Annotated in this window: 15 protein-coding genes; 10 read left to right on the forward strand and 5 right to left on the reverse strand. The window is 74.1% G+C overall.

Annotated elements, in window-relative coordinates:
- Positions 1-8 precede the first annotated feature (8 nt).
- Positions 9-698 carry a membrane protein YczE gene (gene yczE, locus ABD086_RS22910; protein WP_425571691.1) on the forward strand — a complete coding sequence of 230 codons (690 nt, stop codon included), beginning with the start codon at positions 9-11 and terminating at the stop codon, positions 696-698.
- On the opposite strand, the gene ABD086_RS22915 is transcribed toward yczE, so the two are convergent.
- Entirely contained in the window at positions 637-1203 is a 567-nt protein-coding gene (locus ABD086_RS22915) for an O-methyltransferase (protein ID WP_343910552.1), read from the reverse strand. The two genes, yczE and ABD086_RS22915, sit on opposite strands and share 62 nt — an antisense overlap.
- A 399-nt stretch (positions 1204-1602) precedes the next feature.
- Here ABD086_RS22915 and ABD086_RS22920 point away from each other — a divergent pair, with 399 nt between their 5' ends.
- The 5 genes from ABD086_RS22920 to ABD086_RS22940 all read left to right on the forward strand — a co-directional run bounded on the left by ABD086_RS22920 (position 1603) and on the right by ABD086_RS22940 (position 7430).
- Entirely contained in the window at positions 1603-1731 is a 129-nt protein-coding gene (locus tag ABD086_RS22920; RefSeq protein ID WP_343910554.1) for a hypothetical protein, read from the forward strand.
- Between the two features lie 10 nt (positions 1732-1741).
- Positions 1742-2809, forward strand: coding sequence for a 3-isopropylmalate dehydrogenase (locus ABD086_RS22925; RefSeq protein ID WP_343910556.1), 1068 nt, complete (start codon positions 1742-1744; stop codon positions 2807-2809).
- A 23-nt stretch (positions 2810-2832) separates the two neighbouring features.
- Positions 2833-3906, forward strand: coding sequence for a branched-chain amino acid aminotransferase (locus ABD086_RS22930; protein WP_343910558.1), 1074 nt, complete (start codon positions 2833-2835; stop codon positions 3904-3906).
- 45 nt (positions 3907-3951) lie between these two features.
- Positions 3952-5001, forward strand: coding sequence for an ABC transporter substrate-binding protein (locus ABD086_RS22935; RefSeq protein WP_343910560.1), 1050 nt, complete (start codon positions 3952-3954; stop codon positions 4999-5001).
- A gap of 293 nt (positions 5002-5294) precedes the next feature.
- Positions 5295-7430 carry an SCO7613 C-terminal domain-containing membrane protein gene (locus ABD086_RS22940; RefSeq protein WP_343910562.1) on the forward strand — a complete coding sequence of 712 codons (2136 nt, stop codon included), beginning with the start codon at positions 5295-5297 and terminating at the stop codon, positions 7428-7430.
- Here ABD086_RS22940 and ABD086_RS22945 read toward each other — a convergent pair.
- Genes ABD086_RS22945 through ABD086_RS22955 form a run of 3 tightly spaced genes read right to left on the reverse strand, consistent with a single transcriptional unit; the run spans position 7366 to position 10312 of the window.
- Positions 7366-8208 (reverse strand): ABC transporter ATP-binding protein, encoded by an 843-nt coding sequence (locus ABD086_RS22945; protein WP_343910564.1) that lies wholly within the window; start codon positions 8206-8208, stop codon positions 7366-7368. The genes ABD086_RS22940 and ABD086_RS22945 overlap by 65 nt on opposite strands.
- Positions 8205-9275 carry a FecCD family ABC transporter permease gene (locus ABD086_RS22950; RefSeq protein WP_343910566.1) on the reverse strand — a complete coding sequence of 357 codons (1071 nt, stop codon included), beginning with the start codon at positions 9273-9275 and terminating at the stop codon, positions 8205-8207. Before ABD086_RS22950 ends, ABD086_RS22945 begins: the two co-directional genes overlap by 4 nt.
- Positions 9272-10312, reverse strand: coding sequence for a FecCD family ABC transporter permease (locus tag ABD086_RS22955; protein ID WP_343910568.1), 1041 nt, complete (start codon positions 10310-10312; stop codon positions 9272-9274). The genes ABD086_RS22950 and ABD086_RS22955 overlap by 4 nt, the downstream gene beginning before the upstream one ends.
- Before the next feature lie 102 nt (positions 10313-10414).
- Between ABD086_RS22955 and ABD086_RS22960 the strand changes: the two genes are divergently transcribed.
- The gene (locus tag ABD086_RS22960) at positions 10415-11992 is read left to right on the forward strand and encodes a serine/threonine-protein kinase (protein WP_343910570.1); all 1578 of its coding nucleotides are present in this window, start codon (positions 10415-10417) and stop codon (positions 11990-11992) included.
- A gap of 140 nt (positions 11993-12132) precedes the next feature.
- Positions 12133-13728, forward strand: a complete 1596-nt coding sequence (gene cimA, locus ABD086_RS22965) for a citramalate synthase (RefSeq protein ID WP_343910917.1) — start codon at positions 12133-12135, stop codon at positions 13726-13728.
- On the opposite strand, the gene ABD086_RS22970 is transcribed toward cimA, so the two are convergent.
- A complete protein-coding gene (locus ABD086_RS22970) occupies positions 13712-14323 on the reverse strand; it encodes a TetR/AcrR family transcriptional regulator (protein WP_343910572.1) in 612 nt (203 codons plus the stop codon). The genes cimA and ABD086_RS22970 overlap by 17 nt on opposite strands.
- A 74-nt stretch (positions 14324-14397) precedes the next feature.
- Here ABD086_RS22970 and ABD086_RS22975 point away from each other — a divergent pair, with 74 nt between their 5' ends.
- The gene (locus ABD086_RS22975; RefSeq protein WP_343910574.1) at positions 14398-14949 is read left to right on the forward strand and encodes an NAD(P)H-dependent oxidoreductase; all 552 of its coding nucleotides are present in this window, start codon (positions 14398-14400) and stop codon (positions 14947-14949) included.
- A gap of 28 nt (positions 14950-14977) precedes the next feature.
- Positions 14978-16378 carry an amidase gene (locus tag ABD086_RS22980; RefSeq protein WP_343910576.1) on the forward strand — a complete coding sequence of 467 codons (1401 nt, stop codon included), beginning with the start codon at positions 14978-14980 and terminating at the stop codon, positions 16376-16378.
- The last annotated feature ends 5 nt before the right edge of the window (positions 16379-16383 follow it).

The raw sequence follows: 16383 nt of genomic DNA on the forward strand, positions 1-16383 counted from the left end.
CCGCCATCATGGTCGGCGTGAACCTCGTGGACCTCGGCCCCCTCGCCCAGCTCCGCGCCGGCCGCCTCGGCCGCCGGCTGCCCCAGCTGTACGTCGGGCTCGTCGCGTACGGCGCCTCGCTCGCGCTGATGTACCGCGGCGACCTCGGCCTCGCGCCCTGGGACGTGCTGCACTCCGGCCTGATCCGGCACCTGCCGATCACGATCGGCCAGGCCGTGGTGCTGATGAGCTTCGTGGTGCTGCTGCTGTGGATCCCGCTGCGCGAGATCCCGGGCCTCGGCACGGTGTCGAACGCGTTGGTGGTCGGCTTCTCCGCCGACGCCACCCTGGCGCTCCTGGAGCGGCCCGACGCGATGGTCCTGCGGATCGGGCTGATGGTCGGCGGCATCCTGCTCTGCGGCCTGGCCACCGCGCTCTACATCGGCGCCCAGCTCGGCCGCGGGCCCCGGGACGGGCTGATGACCGGCCTCGCCCGGCGTACCGGCCGCTCGATCCGGCTGGTCCGCACCGGCCTCGAGGTGACCGTGGTGCTCGTCGGCGTGCTGCTCGGCGGCACCATCGGCCTCGGCACCGTGCTCTACGCCCTCGCGATCGGACCGCTCACCCAGCTCTGGCTGCCGGCGTTCACGATCGAGCTCAGCGCTTCGTCGCGATCAGTGCCGACGCATCCGGCGCCACCATCACCTCGACCGCGGTGAACCGCTCGTCGGTCAGCCACTCCTCGCGCAGCGTGTCGACCCGCCCGTAGGCGATCGGCGGCCACATCTCGCACGGCGTGAAGTCGTCGAGGACGACGATGCCGCCCTCCTCGACGAGGTCCGCGATCGAGTCGACGCCCACCTCGGTCGGCTCGCCGGAGTCGAGGAACAGCAGCGAGAACGGCCCCTTGTCCAGCAGCGTCGACCAGTCCGCCGAGAGGACCTCGACCTGCGGGTCGTCCTCGAAGATCTCGGCCGCCGCGTCGGCGAGCTTCTCGTCCAGCTCGGCGGTGAGGATCCGCGCGTCCCCGCGCACGCCCGACCGCAGCCACGCCGTGCCGACTCCGCAGCCGGTGCCGAACTCGGCCATCGTGCCCGCGCGGGTGGCGGCCAGCGTCGCGAGCAGCCGACCGGTCTCGTTGCGGCAGAACGACACGTACCCGGCCTTGCGGGACACGTCGAACGCACGTGCGACGACGTCGGGCAGCTCGGGAGGGGCGCTCATGGCGTCGAGTCTGTCATCACGGACCGGTTGTCTCGCATGTCGAACACTCTGCGCAATGACGTGGCCGAGCGCCGCCGCCTCCCGTACGGTCGTTACACCATGCGGAGCGTCTTCGTACTCATCGACTGCCGCGGCGGGGCCTGACAGAGAGGCCACCTCGCCGCGGTGTTCGGCGTTGACGGTCTCTCGGCACATCTGGATCGAAGATGTCTCCGCGCGGACCGAGCGCCCAGCAGCTCAGGCGTGACCCGCTTCCTGATGGTTCTCCCTCAGCTCGTGCGACCCACGAGCCGATCGCTCTCTCGAGCGGATCATCTTCGTTCCAGGTGTACCGGGAATCGCACGGGACACCTGATATCGAAACGAACCCACACGAGAGAGAGCAATCCGATGTACGACATGTACCCCGACTGGGGTCCCGCCCAGCACCACCCGGACAACCCGCGCAGCCACGAGAACGTGCAGGCCGCCCTGCAGGCCTCGCTCGACCTGCGGGACAACGGCGGCCAGCGGCCCGACGACAACTAGCCTCCGGCTCATGACTTCCTCGAACAGCACTGGCTCCCTCAGGCTCGCCGTCATCCCCGGCGACGGGATCGGGCAGGAGGTGACCGCCGAGGCGCTCAAGGTCCTCGACGTCGCGTCCCCTGCGGCCGTGAAGTTCGAGCAGACCCGGTACGACCTCGGCGCCGAGCGTTACCTCGCGACCGGCGAGGTGCTGCCCGACTCCGTGCTCGGCGAGATCCGCGAGCACGACGCGATCCTCCTCGGCGCCGTCGGGGGCAAGCCCAACGACCCGAACCTGCCCCCGGGCCTTCTCGAGCGCGGGCTGCTGCTGCGGCTGCGCTTCGAGCTCGACCACTACGTGAACCTGCGGCCGTCCCGGATCTTCCCCGGCGTGGCCTCGCCGCTCGCCGCCCCTGGCGACGTCGACTTCGTCGTGGTCCGCGAGGGCACCGAGGGGCCGTACACCGGTAACGGCGGCGCGCTCCGCGTCGGTACGCCGCACGAGGTCGCCACCGAGGTCTCGGTCAACACCGCCTTCGGTGTCGAGCGCGTCGTCCGCGACGCCTTCGCGCGGGCCCAGCGGCGCCCGCGGAAGAAGCTCACGCTGGTCCACAAGACCAACGTCCTCGTGCACGCCGGATCCGTCTGGTGGCGGATCACCCAGGCGGTGGCGCAGGAGTTCCCCGACGTCACCGTCGACTACATGCACATCGACGCGGCGATGATCTTCATGACCACCGACCCCGCGCGCTTCGACGTGATCGTCACCGACAACCTCTTCGGCGACATCATCACCGACCTCGCCGCCGCGATCACCGGCGGCATCGGCCTGGCGGCCTCCGGCAACGTCAACCCCGACCGGACGGCCCCCTCCATGTTCGAGCCGGTGCACGGCTCGGCGCCCGACATCGCGGGCCAGCAGAAGGCCGACCCCACCGCCGCGATCCTGTCCGTGTCGCTGCTGCTCGACCACCTCGGGTACGCCGACGCGGCCGCGGCCGTCGAGCGCGCGGTGATCGACGACCTGGCCGCGCGCGAGCCGGGCACCACCCGCCGTACCTCCGAGGTCGGCGACGCCATCGCCGCGCGCGTTTCCTAGGAAGTCCTACTAAGTTGTCCCCCATGCAGATCAGCACCACTCCGTCCAGCGCCCCGGTCTCCGACGAGCGCCTCGCGGAGATCCTCGCGAACCCCGGCTTCGGCCAGCACTTCACCGACCACATGTTCACGGTCGAGTGGACCCCGGACGCCGGCTGGCACGCCGCGCGCATCGAGCCGTACGGCCCGCTCACGCTCGACCCGGCGACCGCCGTCCTGCACTACGCGCAGGAGACCTTCGAGGGCATGAAGGCCTACCGGCACGACGACGGGTCGATCTGGTCGTTCCGCCCGGAGGAGAACGCCGCGCGGATGGCGCGCTCCAGCCACCGGCTCGCGTTCCCGGTGCTCGAGATCGACGACTTCCTCCAGGCCGTCGACGCCCTGGTCGAGATCGACCAGCGCTGGGTCCCGGACCCGGCGGGGGAGAAGAGCCTCTACCTGCGGCCGTTCATGATCGCGACCGAGAAGTTCCTCGGCGTCCGGCCCAGCCAGCACGTGACGTTCATGGTGATCGCCAGCCCCGCGGGCGCCTACTTCAAGGGCGGCGTCAAGCCGGTCACGCTGTGGCTCACCGAGGAGTACACTCGCGCCGGCCGCGGCGGCATGGGCGCGGCCAAGACCGGCGGCAACTACGCCTCCTCGCTGGTCGCCCAGCAGGAGGCCACCGCGCAGGGCTGCGACCAGGTCGTCTTCCTCGACGCCCAGGAGGGGCGGTACGTCGAGGAGCTCGGCGGCATGAACATGTACTTCGTGCACGACGACGGCACCATCGTCACCCCGGAGACCGGCACGATCCTGGAGGGCATCACCCGCTCCAGCATCATCGAGCTGGCCGGCAAGCTCGGCCACCAGGTCGAGGAGCGGAAGTTCTCGATCGACGAGTGGCGCGAGGGCGTCACCAGCGGCCGGATCACCGAGATCTTCGCCTGCGGCACCGCCGCCGTCGTCACCCCGGTCGGCGAGCTCCGGTGGGAGGGCGGCTCCGCCCCGGCCCCGCGCTCCGACGACCTCACCATGCGGCTGCGGCAGGCGCTGGTCGACATCCAGTACGGCCGCGCGGAGGACACGTTCGGCTGGATGCACCGCATCACCTGACTCGACCAAGTAAGGTAAGGCTCACCTAACTAGAAGGGTGAGCCCATGAACCATACCCGTCGCCGCTTCCTGGCCGGTCTCTCCGTGCTGGCGCTCGCGCCGGTCCTCGCCGCGTGCGGCGACGACGCCGACGCGACCGCCACCGACGCCGGTGGCCCCGATGACGCCGCGCCCGAGGAGTCCGCCTTCCCGGTGACCATCGCGCACAAGTACGGCGAGACCACGATCGAGAAGGCGCCGGAACGCGTCGTCTGCCTCGGGCTCACCGACCAGGACACGCTGCTCGCGCTGGGCATCGTCCCGGTCGGCGTGACGTACTGGTTCGGCGACGAGAAGCTGCAGGGGATCTACCCGTGGGCCCGCGACCACCTCGGCGACGCCCCGCTGCCCACCGTCCTGCACGACACCAACGGCGTCGAGATCGAGAAGGTCGCCGCGCTCGCGCCGGACCTGATCATCGGCCAGTACTCGGGCCTGACCGAGCAGGACTACCAGAAGCTGTCGGCGATGGGTGTCCCCGTCGTCGCGCAGAACGGCGACTACGCCGACTACGGCACGCCGTGGGACGAGGCGGCGCTGACCATCGGCACCGCGGTGGGCAGGCCGGAGGCGACCCGCGCCCTGATCGCGGAGGTCGAGCAGCGGATCGCCGACGAGGCGAAGGCGCACCCGGAGTTCCGGGGCCAGACGGCGGCGGTCGTCACGCCGTACGAGGGGCTGTTCCTCTACGGCCCGGAGGACCCGCGCTCCCGGATGCTGCGGGACCTCGGCTTCGACCTGCACCCGCTGATCACCGGCGCCGACGACAGCGAGTTCGGCGTCGCGTTGAGCTCCGAGCGCACCTCCGACCTCGGGGACATCGGGGTCGCCGTCTGGCTCGACCTCGGCGCCGACCGGCAGGTGCGGACGCTCTTCGAGCGCACCCCGGCGCACGACGAGGGCCGCTGGGTGGACATCAGCGACGCCGACGGCAGCTACTACGTCGCGCACAGCTTCGTGACCCCGCTGAGCATCCCGTACCTGCTCGACCGGTACGTGCCCCAGCTCGCCGCCGCCGCGGACGGCGACCCCGCCACCGAGCCGCCCGCCGCCTGAGTGATCTGAGTACGCGTACCGATGCCTCGCCGGGCGTGGCCCGGCGAGGCTCGGACCATGCCGTACGCCGACCCGTTCGCCTGCCCCAGCTGCTCGTCCCGGCTCCCCGTCGACGCCTCGGCCTGCCCGCGCTGCGGACTGCTGCTCCGGGTGCCGCTGGCCACCGAGCTCCTCGCGACCCTGCGCACCGCCGACGACCTCCTCGCGCAGCTGCGCGTCCTGTCCCAGGGATCGGTCGCGCCGCCGCCGCTCCGCCCCCGCCGCCCGTCACGCCGGTCCGGCAGCCGCCCGCCGTGTCGACGCTGTCGGTCCCGAAGATCCTGCTCGGCCTCGGGGCTCTCTGCCTCCTCGTCGCCGCCGTCGCGTTCCTGGTCGCGACCTGGTCGTCGCTCGGGATCGGCGGCCGGACCGCGGTGCTGACCGGGCTGACGGTGGTGACCGGCGGCCTCGGCGCCTGGCTCGGCCGCCGGGAGCTGCGGGTCGCGGGCGAGGCGCTGACCACGGTCGGCCTCGGCCTCCTCGCCCTCGACGTCGTCGGCGCCGACCGGGCCGGGTGGCTCGGTCACCTCACGATCGACGAGCTGGTCGCGGTCCTCGGCGCGGCGGTGCTGGCCGCGGGCCTCGGGCTCGCCCTGGTCACCCGTCTGGGGGCGCCCCAGGTCATCGGGATCCTCGGGCTCTCCGCGCTCGGCGGGGGAGTGCTCACCGCGACCGGCCACGCGACGCTGGTCCCGACCGCGGTCGTCCTCGCGCACGCCGGCCTCGCCGCCGTCGCGCGGGTCCGGCGGCTCGCACCGCTGCTGCTCGTCGCCGCCGCCGGCGCGTCGTACTGGTGGCTGGACCTGCTGCTCACCGGCCTCGACCGGGCCGCCGAGCGCCCGAGCCTGCACGCGCTGTGGGCCGAGGGCCGCGGCGCCGCACTGCTGGTCGCCGCCCTGCTGCCGCTGCTGGTGATCCCGTTCGTCCGGCGGTACGCCGGCGGCGACCGGTACGCCGTCGCCGCCACCGCGACCCTGCTCACCGTGACCGCGGCGCTGCCCGCCGTCGACGAGGGCGCCACCGCTGTCGGCGTGGTCGGCCTCGGCGTCCTGGTCGCCTGGACCCTGGCCGCGTCGGCCGTGCCGACGGGGTGGCGGGTGGTCGCGTGGCCGTCGATGGTGGTGGCCGCCCTTCCCGTGGCGGGCATCGTCGTGACCCTGGTCGGCCAGGCCCTCGCGAACGCGGTCGGCACCGAGACGCCGTTCGGCCAACCGGTCACCGCCCGGCTCGGTGACCCGGACCCCGCCGCCGCGCCGCTCCTGCTCCTGCTCGGCGTCGCCGGGCTGGTGGCCGCGCTCCTCGCCGTGCTCCCCGAGCTGCCGCGCTGGCAGCTGCCGGCCGGTGTGCTGGCGCTCGCCGCGCTGGCCACGCTCGCCCTGCACCCGGTGCCGGTCTGGACCCTGGGTGCCGGCCTGGCGGTCCTCGGCGCGGCCCTCGCCGCGGAGTCGCTGCGCCACGAGGGCGCGTTCGGGCTGATCCAGTCGGTAGCGGGCGTCGCCGTCGTCGTGGTCGGCCTGATCGTCGCGCTGCCGAGCGACGTCCTCACGGCCGCCGTGCTCGGCGTCCTGGTCGCGACGGCGGCGGCCCTGCACCGCTGGGGATGGGTCGACCAGCAGGTCTGGGGCGGCCTGCTGCTGCCGGTGTCGGCCGCCGGCCTCCTCTGGGTGGTGTGCGAGGTCGCGGGTGTCGATGTCAGCCTCCGGGGCGTCCCGGTGCTGGTGCTCGTCGGCCTGCTGGCGATCGCCCGGCCGCGCCCGGAGATCGAGGCCTCGGCGGCGGTCGCGGCCCTCGCCGCCGCGTCCGCCGCGGTCGACGGGCACCCGTCGCTGGCGGTGCACCTCACCGTCGCCGGCGCCCTGGTCTCGGTGAGCGCGCTGGTCCACCCCGGCCGCCGTCCGCTCGGCTGGCTGGGCGGCGCGCTCCTCGTGGCCGCGACCTGGGTGCGGCTGTGGGACGTCGGCGTCACCGCCCCCGAGCCCTACACCCTGCCGACCGCGGTCGCGCTGGTCCTCGTCGGGCTCGTGCACCTCCGCCGCCACCCCGGGTCGCCGACCGGGCCGGCGCTCGGCCCCGGGATCCTGCTCGCCACCGTGCCGTCCCTCCTGTGGGTGCTCGACGACCCGCTCGGCCCGCGCGCGGTGCTGCTGGGGCTCGGCTGCCTCGCGCTGGTGGTCGCGGGGGCGCAGCTGCGCTGGAACGCGCCGCTGCTGGTCGGCGCCGCCGTCGGCGCGACGGTCGTGCTGCGCGAGCTCGCGCCGTACGCCGCCGAGGTCCCGCAGTGGGCGCTGATCGGCTCGGCCGGCACCCTGCTGACGGTCGTCGGGGTCACCTGGGAGCGCCGGCTGCGCGACCTGCGCGCTGCGGGCAGCTACCTCGGCCGGCTGCGCTGAGCGCCGGCACGACGATCGGCAGGCCGGTGCGCGGGTCGGCGAGGACGTCCGCGTCGAGGCCGAAGCAGGAGGCGAGCAGGGCCGGCGTGAACACCGCGTGCGGGCCGCCCTCGGTGACGACGACCCCGTCCTTCATCACCACGACGTGGTCGCTGTAGCGGGCCGCGAGGTTGAGGTCGTGCAGCACCATGACCACGGTCCGGCCGCGCTCGCGGTTGAGGCGGGTGACCAGGTCGAGCACCTCCACCTGGTGGGCGAGGTCGAGGTACGTCGTCGGCTCGTCGAGCAGCAGCAGGTCGGTGTCCTGGGCGAGTGTCATCGCGATCCAGGCCCGCTGCCGCTGGCCGCCGGACAGCTGGTCGAGCGGGCGGTCGCGCAGGTGGGCGGTGTCGGTCAGCGCGAGCGCGAGCGCCACGACCCGCTCGTCCTCCGGGGACCACTGGCTGAACCAGCGCTGGTGCGGGTGCCGGCCCCGGCCGACCAGGTCGCGCACGAGCAGACCCTCGGGCGCCACCGGGCTCTGCGGCAGCAGCGCCATCCGCCGCGCGACCTCGCGGGTCGGCACCGCGTCGACGGGCTCGCCGTCGAGCAGGACCCGGCCGCTCGTGGGCCGGAGCAGCCGGGCCATGGTGCGCAGCAGCGTGGACTTGCCGCAGCCGTTCGGGCCGATGATCGTCGTCACCCGGCCGTCCGGGACGGCGAGGCTGAGGTCGCGGACGACCGGCTCGGCGCCGTACCCGACGGTGACGGACTCGGTGCGCAGGCGGTGGTCGGTCATGCGGTCACCCTTCGGTTCGTGCGGAGGAGGAGCCAGATCAGGTACGGCGCGCCGATCGCCGCCGTGACCAGCCCGGCGGGGAGGGCGAACGGGAGCAGCACCCGGGTGGTGAGGTCGGCGGCGACGACCAGGCAGGCGCCGAGGACCATCGACGCGAGCATCGGCGGCCGGGACCCGCGGGTCAGGCGCAGCGCGATCTGCGGGACCACGAACGCGACGAACTCCAACGGGCCGACCGCGGAGACCGACACCGACACCAGGCCGACGGCGGCGACCAGCGTGAGCAGCTGGGTCAGCTGGAGCCGGACGCCGAGTCCGCGGGCCGGGTCGTCGCCGAGCTGCAGGGCGTTGAGCGAGCGGGCCAGCAGCAGCGCGAGCGGCACGAGCGCGGCCATCGTCCACAGCAGCGGGGTCGCCTGCTCCCAGCCGCGCGCGTTGAGCGACCCGTTCAGCCACACCTGGGCACTGGCGGCGTCCTCGATGCGGGCCTTCACCAGGAGCCACGACGTGGCGGCGGTGAGTGCCGCGCTGAGCCCGATGCCGACCAGCACCAGTCGCTGGCCGTCGATGCCGCGCCGCCAGGACAGCAGGTAGAGCAGCGTCGCGGCCAGCAGGCCACCGGCGAACGACGCCAGCGGCACACCGACCTGCTGGAGGGTGCCGGCGACCAGCCCGCCGCCGTACCCGCCGGCGCCGGACAGCACGATGACGCCGACCGCGCCGAGGGCCGCGCCGCGGGTGACGCCGAGGATGTCCGGGCTGGCCAGCGGGTTGCGGGCGAAGGTCTGGAAGAGCGCGCCGGACAGGCCGAGCGCGGCGCCGACGAGCACCGCGACCAGCGTCTGGGGGAGGCGCAGCTCGAGCACGACGAACCGCTGGCCGGCGTCGCCGCCGCCGAGCAGGGTGCGGACGACGTCCGGCAGGGAGATGTCGAAGTCGCCCAGGGCGAGGTCGAGCGCGACCAGCGCCGCGAGCACGAGCAGGCCGCCGCTGGCGACCAGCCCGGCGCGCACCGGGACCAGCCAGGAGACCGGCCCGGCGCGGAACGTCGTGCTGAGCGTGCTCATATCCGCACCATCCGGGTCCGTCGGACCAGGTGGACGAAGACCGGGCCGCCGACGAGCGCCATCGCGATGCCGACCTGGAGCTCCGCCGGGCGCACCGCGACCCGGCCGAGCACGTCGGCCAGGACGAGGAGGAGACCGCCGACGAGTGCCGAGTACGAGATCACCCAGCGGTAGTCGACCCCGGCGAAGTACCGCGCCAGGTGCGGGACGACGAGTCCGACGAAGCCGATCGGGCCGCAGGCCGCGGTGGCCGCGCCGGTCAGCAGCATCACGCCGAGGACGCCGATCGCCTTGTGCCGCAGGGGATGCAGGCCGAGCGAGACCGCGACGTCGTCGCCGAGCTGGAGGAGGTTGAGCGTCGAGGCGCTCACCGCCGCGAGCAGCAGGCCGGCCACGAGGAACGGCAGGACCTCCCAGAAGACGTCCAGGCCGCGGCTCGCGACCGACCCGACCGCCCAGAACCGGTAGGCGTCCAGGGTCTCGATGTCGCGCAGCACCACGACCTGGGTCAGCGCGAACAGCAGCGCGCTGACCGCGGACCCGGCGAGCACCAGCGAGACCGGGTCCGGCCCACCGCGGGTCGAGCCGATCGCGAACACCGCCGCCGCCGCGAGCCCGGCGCCGACCAGCGAGAACCAGGCGTAGCCGGTCAGGTCGGCGACCCCGAAGACGTGGATCCCGATCACGACCGCGAACGCCGCACCCGCCTCGACGCCGAGCAGGCCCGGGTCCGCGAGGGGGTTGCGGGTGTGGCCCTGCATCAGCGCGCCCGCGATCCCGAGCGCCGCGCCCACCGTGATCGCGAGCACGGTGCGGGGGAGGCGTAGGTCGTGGACGATCGTCGACGCGTCCGAGCCGTCCGGCCGGAGCAGCACCCGGAGCACCGTGTCCGGCGCGATCGCCCGGCTGCCGACGGCCAGGCTCAGCAGGACCGCGAGACCGAGCAGCGCGGCGAGGAGGACCAGCCCGCGGGCCGAGCCCCGGCGTACCCGGGCCGTCGCGGGAGCCCCGGTCGGGGTCCGTGTGGTGGTGGTCAATGGCGCGTCCTTCGAAATAGGTAAGGCTTACCTTAGTAGTCGACGCTCCGTGGTGTCAGCGGGATGCCCGGCACCCGGTCGTGCGGCGGGTAGCCTCAGCGCGTGACGACTTCCCCCGCCGGCGGGCCGTCCGCCCGCACGGTCGGCGGCTACACGCTGCTGAGCCAGCTCGGCGAGGGCGGCATGGGCGTCGTGCACCTGGCTCGCCGCGGGCCCGCCGGCCCGCGGGTCGCGCTCAAGGTGCTGCGTCCGCACATCGTCGGCGACCAGGAGGCACGCCGCCGGCTGGAGCGCGAGGTGGGGTCGCTGCGGCGGATCCGGTCGCAGTGGGTCGCGGAGATCGTCGACGCCGACCCCTGGGCGGAGATCCCGTACGTCGCCACCCGCTACGTGCCCGGTCTGTCGCTGCACGACCTGGTGATCGAGGAGGGCCCGCTCGAGCCCGGCGACCTGTACTGGCTGGCCGGCTGCCTCGCGGAGGGGGTCGCGTCGGTGCACGCGGTCGGCGTCCTGCACCGCGACGTGAAGCCCTCCAACGTGCTGATGGAGGGGCGCACCCCGATCCTCATCGACTTCGGGCTGGCCCGGGTCGCCGACGACCCGAAGCTCACGCACACCGGCTGGCTGCTCGGCACGCCGGGCTACCTCGCCCCGGAGATCCTGTACGGCGAGGACGCCACCGCCGCGACCGACGTGCACTCCTGGGCGGCGACGGTCGCGTACGCCGGCACCGGCCACCCACCGTTCGGGCGCGGCCCGTCGATGGCGATCATGGACCGGGTCAGGAGGGGCCAGTTCGACCTCGACGGCCTGCCGCACGACCTGCGTGAGGTGGTCGCCGCGGCGCTGGACCCCGAGCCGCGGAAACGGCCCACCCTCGAGCAGCTCCTCGCCTGGCTGCGCCCGCTGACGACCCGCCGCAGTGAGCGGGCCGGCGCGCCGCCGCCGACCGCACCACCGACCGCGCCGCCGCACGACCCGTACACGGTGCCGCTCGCGCTCGCCTCCCAGGCGGCCGCCGACGACGAGACCGACGTCTGGCCCGGGCACGACGCGGCCGAGCCGCACACGCTGGCGCTGACGTCGTACGAGCCGGCCGCCGCGAAGGTGCCGGTCGCCGAGCGGCTCCGGCGGGGCACGCTGCTGGCCGGCCTCGCGGCGGCGTGCGGCGCCGGGTCCGCGGCGTACCCGTGGCTCACCTCGGCCCTGATGCTCATCGTGGTCTGGCTGCTGCGCAGCGGCTCGCTCGCGGGGTCCGCGCGCGACCAGCGGCGGGAGTACCGCGGCCGCAAGTGGTACGACGGGGTGCAGCTGCTGCTCGCGGCGCCCTGGCACCTGGTGCAGTCGATCCCCGGCACCGGGCTGCTCGCGCTGTGGAGCCTCGGCCTCGCGGTGGCGGCGGCCCTGGTCTGCTACGCGATCGGTACCGGGCTCGAGCTCGCGCTGTTCGTGTGCGGCGCCGTGCTCGCGGGCTCGCTGTGGCTCGGCCCGGGCGGCTCGCGGGTGCGCGGGCCGGTGTCCCGGGTGGTCAACCCGCTGGCGGCCGACGGGCGCCGCTGGGCCGTCGCGGTGCTGGTCGTGCTCGCCGTGGCCGCGGCCCTCGGCTTCCGCGCGGACCTCGCCGGGGCCACCTGGACGCCGGGCGCCGGCCGCCCGCATGTCGAGATCCCTCGCCCATGATGTGGTCGCCGTGGCACGATGGTTCCGTGCAGTACCAGGAGATCATCATTTCCTAGCGCGTCGAGTGCCCAACCCGACGCGCCGACCTCTCGTCCCCCGAGAGGTTTTTTTGTGTCCGAAACCGCATGAGAGAGAACCCGATGGACCTCCACGGCGCCTTCCACGTCTACGACACCACCCTGCGCGACGGCGCGCAGCAGGAGGGTCTCAACCTCTCGGTCACCGACAAGCTCGCCATCGCGCGGCAGCTCGACGGCCTCGGCGTCGGCTACATCGAGGGCGGCTGGCCCGGAGCGAACCCCAAGGACACCGAGTTCTTCCGCCGCGCCGCGGCCGAGCTGGACCTGAAGCACGCGAAGCTCGCGGCGTTCGGCGCCACCCGGCGCGCCGGGGTCAAGGCCGCCGACGACCCGCTGGTCGCGGCCCTGCGCGACAGCGGGGCGAGCGTGGTCACGCTGGTCGCGAAGTCGCACGACCGCCACGTCGACCTCGCGCTGCGCACGACGCTCGAGGAGAACCTCGAGATGATCCGCGACACCGTCAGCCACCTCACCGCCGAGGGGCAGACGGTCTTCCTGGACGCCGAGCACTTCTTCGACGGCTACCGGGCCAACCGCGACTACGCGCTCGAGGTGCTGCGCACGGCGTACGGCGCCGGCGCCGAGGTGATCGCGCTCTGCGACACCAACGGCGGCATGCTCCCCGGCTGGGTGGCCGACGTCGTGCACGACGTGCGCGAGAACGCCCAGGTGCGGGTGGGCATCCACTGCCACAACGACACCGGCTGCGCGGTCGCGAACACGCTCGCCGCGGTCGACGCCGGCGCGACCCATGTCCAGGGCACGATCAACGGCTACGGCGAGCGCACCGGCAACGCCGACCTCGTCGCGGTGGTCGCGAACCTCGAGCTCAAGCTCGGCCGCGAGGTGCTGCCGCAGGGCCTGCTCGGCGAGGCCACCCGGATCGCCCACGCGGTCGCCGAGGTCACGAACTTCCCGCCCGCGTCGCGGCAGCCGTACGTCGGCGCGTCCGCGTTCACGCACAAGGCCGGCCTGCACGCGAGCGCGATCAAGGTCGACCCGGACCTCTACCAGCACATGGACCCGGCCGGGGTCGGCAACGACATGCGGCTGCTGGTGTCCGACATGGCCGGCCGCGCGTCGATCGAGCTGAAGGGCCGCGAGCTCGGGTTCGACCTGTCCGGCGACCGCGAGCTGGTCACCCGGATCACCGACCGCGTCAAGGTCCTCGAGAGCCGTGGCTACACGTTCGAGGCCGCGGACGCGTCGTTCGAGCTGCTCCTGGTCGAGGAGGTCGAGGGCGCGCGCCCGGCGTACTTCGAGGTCGAGTCGTGGCGGGTGATCACCGAGACCCGGCCCGGCGACGACGCGACGTCGGAGGCGACGGTCAAGCTGCGGGCCGACGGCGTCCGCTACGTCGTCACCGGCGAGGGCAACGGCCCGGTCAACGCGCTCGACCAGGCGCTGCGACACGCGATCGAGCGGGCCTACCCCGAGGTCGCCAAGTTCGAGCTGATCGACTACAAGGTGCGCATCCTGGACCAGGGGCACGGCACCGACGCGATCACCCGGGTGCTGATCGAGACCACCGACGGCGAGGCGTCCTGGGTCACCGTCGGCGTCGGCGCCAACGTCATCGAGGCGTCGTGGGGCGCGCTGGTCGACGGGGTGACGTTCGGCCTGCGCCGGCACGAGGCGGCTACGGGCGGCGCGTGACCCGGCGGGCGAGGTCGACCCAGCCCTCGTAGACCCGGTCGACCGGGAACTGCTCCAGGTCGACCTGCTGCTCGCGGAGCGGCAGCAGAAGCGGTGCGAGCAGGGCGGTCGAGAGGATCGTCAGGTTGCCCTCGACCCCGAGCTGGGTGAGGAGATGGCGGACGTGCGCCGTGGCGAACGCCAGGGCGCCGCCCGCGCTCCCGCCGCTCCGGTCGGCCTCCCGGATCAGCTCGGCGTGCAGGATCGTGGTCTCGAGCCGGGTCCGGCCGAACGCCAGCAGCCGGTCCCACGGGTCCGCGCCCGGCCCGAGCGGCGGTGGCCCGGAGAGAACCTGGGCCTGCCACTCGGTCTCGGAGTGGTCGAGCACGGCCGCCATCAGCCCCTCGCGGGACTGGAACCGGCGGAACACCGTGCCCTTCCCGACCCCCGCGGCCGTCGCGACGGCGTCCATGGTGACCCCGCGCGGGCCGCACCGCTCGACGAGCTCCGTCGCGGCGTCCAGCAGCCGCTCGCGGTTGCGGGCGGCGTCGCGGCGCTCGGGCGGGGGACCGCCCAGGAGCGGGAGCGGCTGCGGCTCGGTCGAGGGGTGGGACATGTCGCGCTCACCCTAGTGACCGACCCCACCGGCGACCCGGGAATAGAAAACGGACCGTGGTCCGTTTAGTGGTCATGACTGACACCACCATTGCCGTTCTGGTCGGCAGCCTCCGCACCGACTCCGTGAACCGCAAGCTCGCCGAGCTCCTCGCCGAGCAGGCCCCCGAGGGCGTGACGGTCGACATCGTCGACGGCCTGGGCGCGATCCCGTTCTACAACGAGGACATCGACAACCCGCGCGACGTGCCCGCGTCCGCCGCGGCGCTCCGCGAGCGGGTCGGTGCCGCCGACCGCGTCCTCGCGGTCACCCCCGAGTACAACGGCACCATGCCGGCCGTGCTCAACAACGCGATCGACTGGCTGTCCCGCCCGTACGGCGCCGGCGCCCTGGTGGGCAAGCCGTTCGGTGTCGTCGGCGCGACCCCCACGCCGTACGGCGGCAAGTGGGCGCACGAGGACGCCGCCCGCTCGGCCCGGATCGCCGGCGCGACGGTGGTCGAGGACGTCACGGTCTCCCAGTCCGCGATCGAGGTCGACGTGCTGACCGACCCCGACGTGCTCGACCGGCTCAACCGCGCCGTGCGCACGCTGGCGGAGTACGAGCCCGCCACCGTCGCCGCCTGACCGGCGGCCCGACCACTACGGTCGGGTCGTGGCCGAACTCCATGACCTGACCGCGCTGGAGCAGGGTGCGCTCGTGCGGCGCCGCGCGGTGTCACCGCGCGAGCTCGTCGACCACTACCTCGAACGCGCCGACCGGCTCGACTCGGTCGGCGCGTTCGTCACGCTCACGCCGGAGCCGGCCCGCGAGCGCGCCGGCGCGCTGGGGGATCCGGGCCCGGACGCCGGCCCGCTGTTCGGGGTGCCGACCGCGATCAAGGACCTGAACCTGACCGCGGGCGTGCGCACCACGTTCGGGTCGGCGGCGTTCGCGGACTTCGTGCCCGACGTCTCCGACAACGTCACGCTCTCGCTCGAGGCCGCCGGGATGGTCAGCCTGGGCAAGACCAACACGCCGGAGTTCGGCTCGCCCTGCTACACCGAGCCGGACGTCGCGCCGCCCGCGGTCACGCCGTGGGACCGCGGCCGCACGGCGGGCGGCTCGTCCGGCGGCGCCGCGGCGGCGGTCGCGGCCGGCCTGGTGCCGGTCGCCCAGGGCTCGGACGGCGGCGGCTCGATCCGGATCCCGGCGTCCTGCTGCGGGCTCGTCGGCCTCAAGCCCTCGCGGGGCCGGATCAGCGGTAGCCCGATGTACGGCGACCCCGTGGGCCTGGCGACGGCCGGGCCGATCGCCCGCACCGTGCGCGACGCGGCGGCGATGCTCGACGCCCTCGCCGGCCGCCGGGTGGGCGACCCCGCCTGGGCGCCACCCCCGTCCGACACGTTCCTGGCCGCCTGCGACCGGGAGCCGGGCCGGCTCCGGGTCGCGCGCTTCCTCGCGCCGGTCATCACCGACACCGCCGTCGACCCCGCGTGCGTCCGCGCCTGGGAGGACGCGTCGCGGCTGCTGGAGTCCCTCGGCCACGAGGTCGTCGACGTCGAGGTGCCGCTGCCGCGCGAGGCGGTGGCCACCTTCGAGACCTGCTGGGCGGTGCTGACCGCGCTGTCGGTCGTGCCACCCGAGAAGGAGCACCTGCTCCGCCCGCTGACCCGCTGGCTCTCCGAGCGCGGCCGCGCGGTGAGCGGTCCGGAGTTCGGGCTCGCGATCGGCGCGATGCGACGGTACGCCGCGGGCGCGCTCGAGGCGCTGGCGCCGTACGACGCCGTGCTGACGCCGACGCTGGCGACCCCGCCGCTGCCGGTCGGGGCGATGCGGGACGACGCGCATCCGGAGGCGGACTTCGAGGCGCAGAAGGCGTTCACGCCCTGGACGTCGGCGTGGAACGTCACCGGCATGCCCGCGGTCTCGCTGCCCCTGCACTGGACCGACGACGGGCTACCGGTCGGCGTCATGCTGGCGGCCCGGCCCGCCGAGGAGGAGCTGCTGCTGGCGCTCTCCGCCCAGGTCGAGGCCGCGGCTCCGTGGCACGACCGCCGACCGCCGAGATGGTGACCGGC

This window comes from Nocardioides aquiterrae (assembly GCF_039526625.1).
In the GTDB taxonomy this organism is placed as follows: Bacteria; Actinomycetota; Actinomycetes; order Propionibacteriales; family Nocardioidaceae; genus Nocardioides; species Nocardioides aquiterrae.

What these genes read in the sequence shown, in the direction of transcription:
- yczE (WP_425571691.1), top strand. Translation starts at nt 9, where the DNA reads ATGGTCGGCGTGAACCTCGTGGACCTCGGCCCCCTCGCCCAGCTCCGC.
- ABD086_RS22915 (WP_343910552.1), bottom strand. Translation starts at nt 1,203, where the DNA reads ATGAGCGCCCCTCCCGAGCTGCCCGACGTCGTCGCACGTGCGTTCGAC.
- ABD086_RS22920 (WP_343910554.1), top strand. Translation starts at nt 1,603, where the DNA reads ATGTACCCCGACTGGGGTCCCGCCCAGCACCACCCGGACAACCCGCGC.
- ABD086_RS22925 (WP_343910556.1), top strand. Translation starts at nt 1,742, where the DNA reads ATGACTTCCTCGAACAGCACTGGCTCCCTCAGGCTCGCCGTCATCCCC.
- ABD086_RS22930 (WP_343910558.1), top strand. Translation starts at nt 2,833, where the DNA reads ATGCAGATCAGCACCACTCCGTCCAGCGCCCCGGTCTCCGACGAGCGC.
- ABD086_RS22935 (WP_343910560.1), top strand. Translation starts at nt 3,952, where the DNA reads ATGAACCATACCCGTCGCCGCTTCCTGGCCGGTCTCTCCGTGCTGGCG.
- ABD086_RS22945 (WP_343910564.1), bottom strand. Translation starts at nt 8,208, where the DNA reads ATGACCGACCACCGCCTGCGCACCGAGTCCGTCACCGTCGGGTACGGC.
- ABD086_RS22950 (WP_343910566.1), bottom strand. Translation starts at nt 9,275, where the DNA reads ATGAGCACGCTCAGCACGACGTTCCGCGCCGGGCCGGTCTCCTGGCTG.
- cimA (WP_343910917.1), top strand. Translation starts at nt 12,133, where the DNA reads ATGGACCTCCACGGCGCCTTCCACGTCTACGACACCACCCTGCGCGAC.
- ABD086_RS22970 (WP_343910572.1), bottom strand. Translation starts at nt 14,323, where the DNA reads ATGTCCCACCCCTCGACCGAGCCGCAGCCGCTCCCGCTCCTGGGCGGT.
- ABD086_RS22975 (WP_343910574.1), top strand. Translation starts at nt 14,398, where the DNA reads ATGACTGACACCACCATTGCCGTTCTGGTCGGCAGCCTCCGCACCGAC.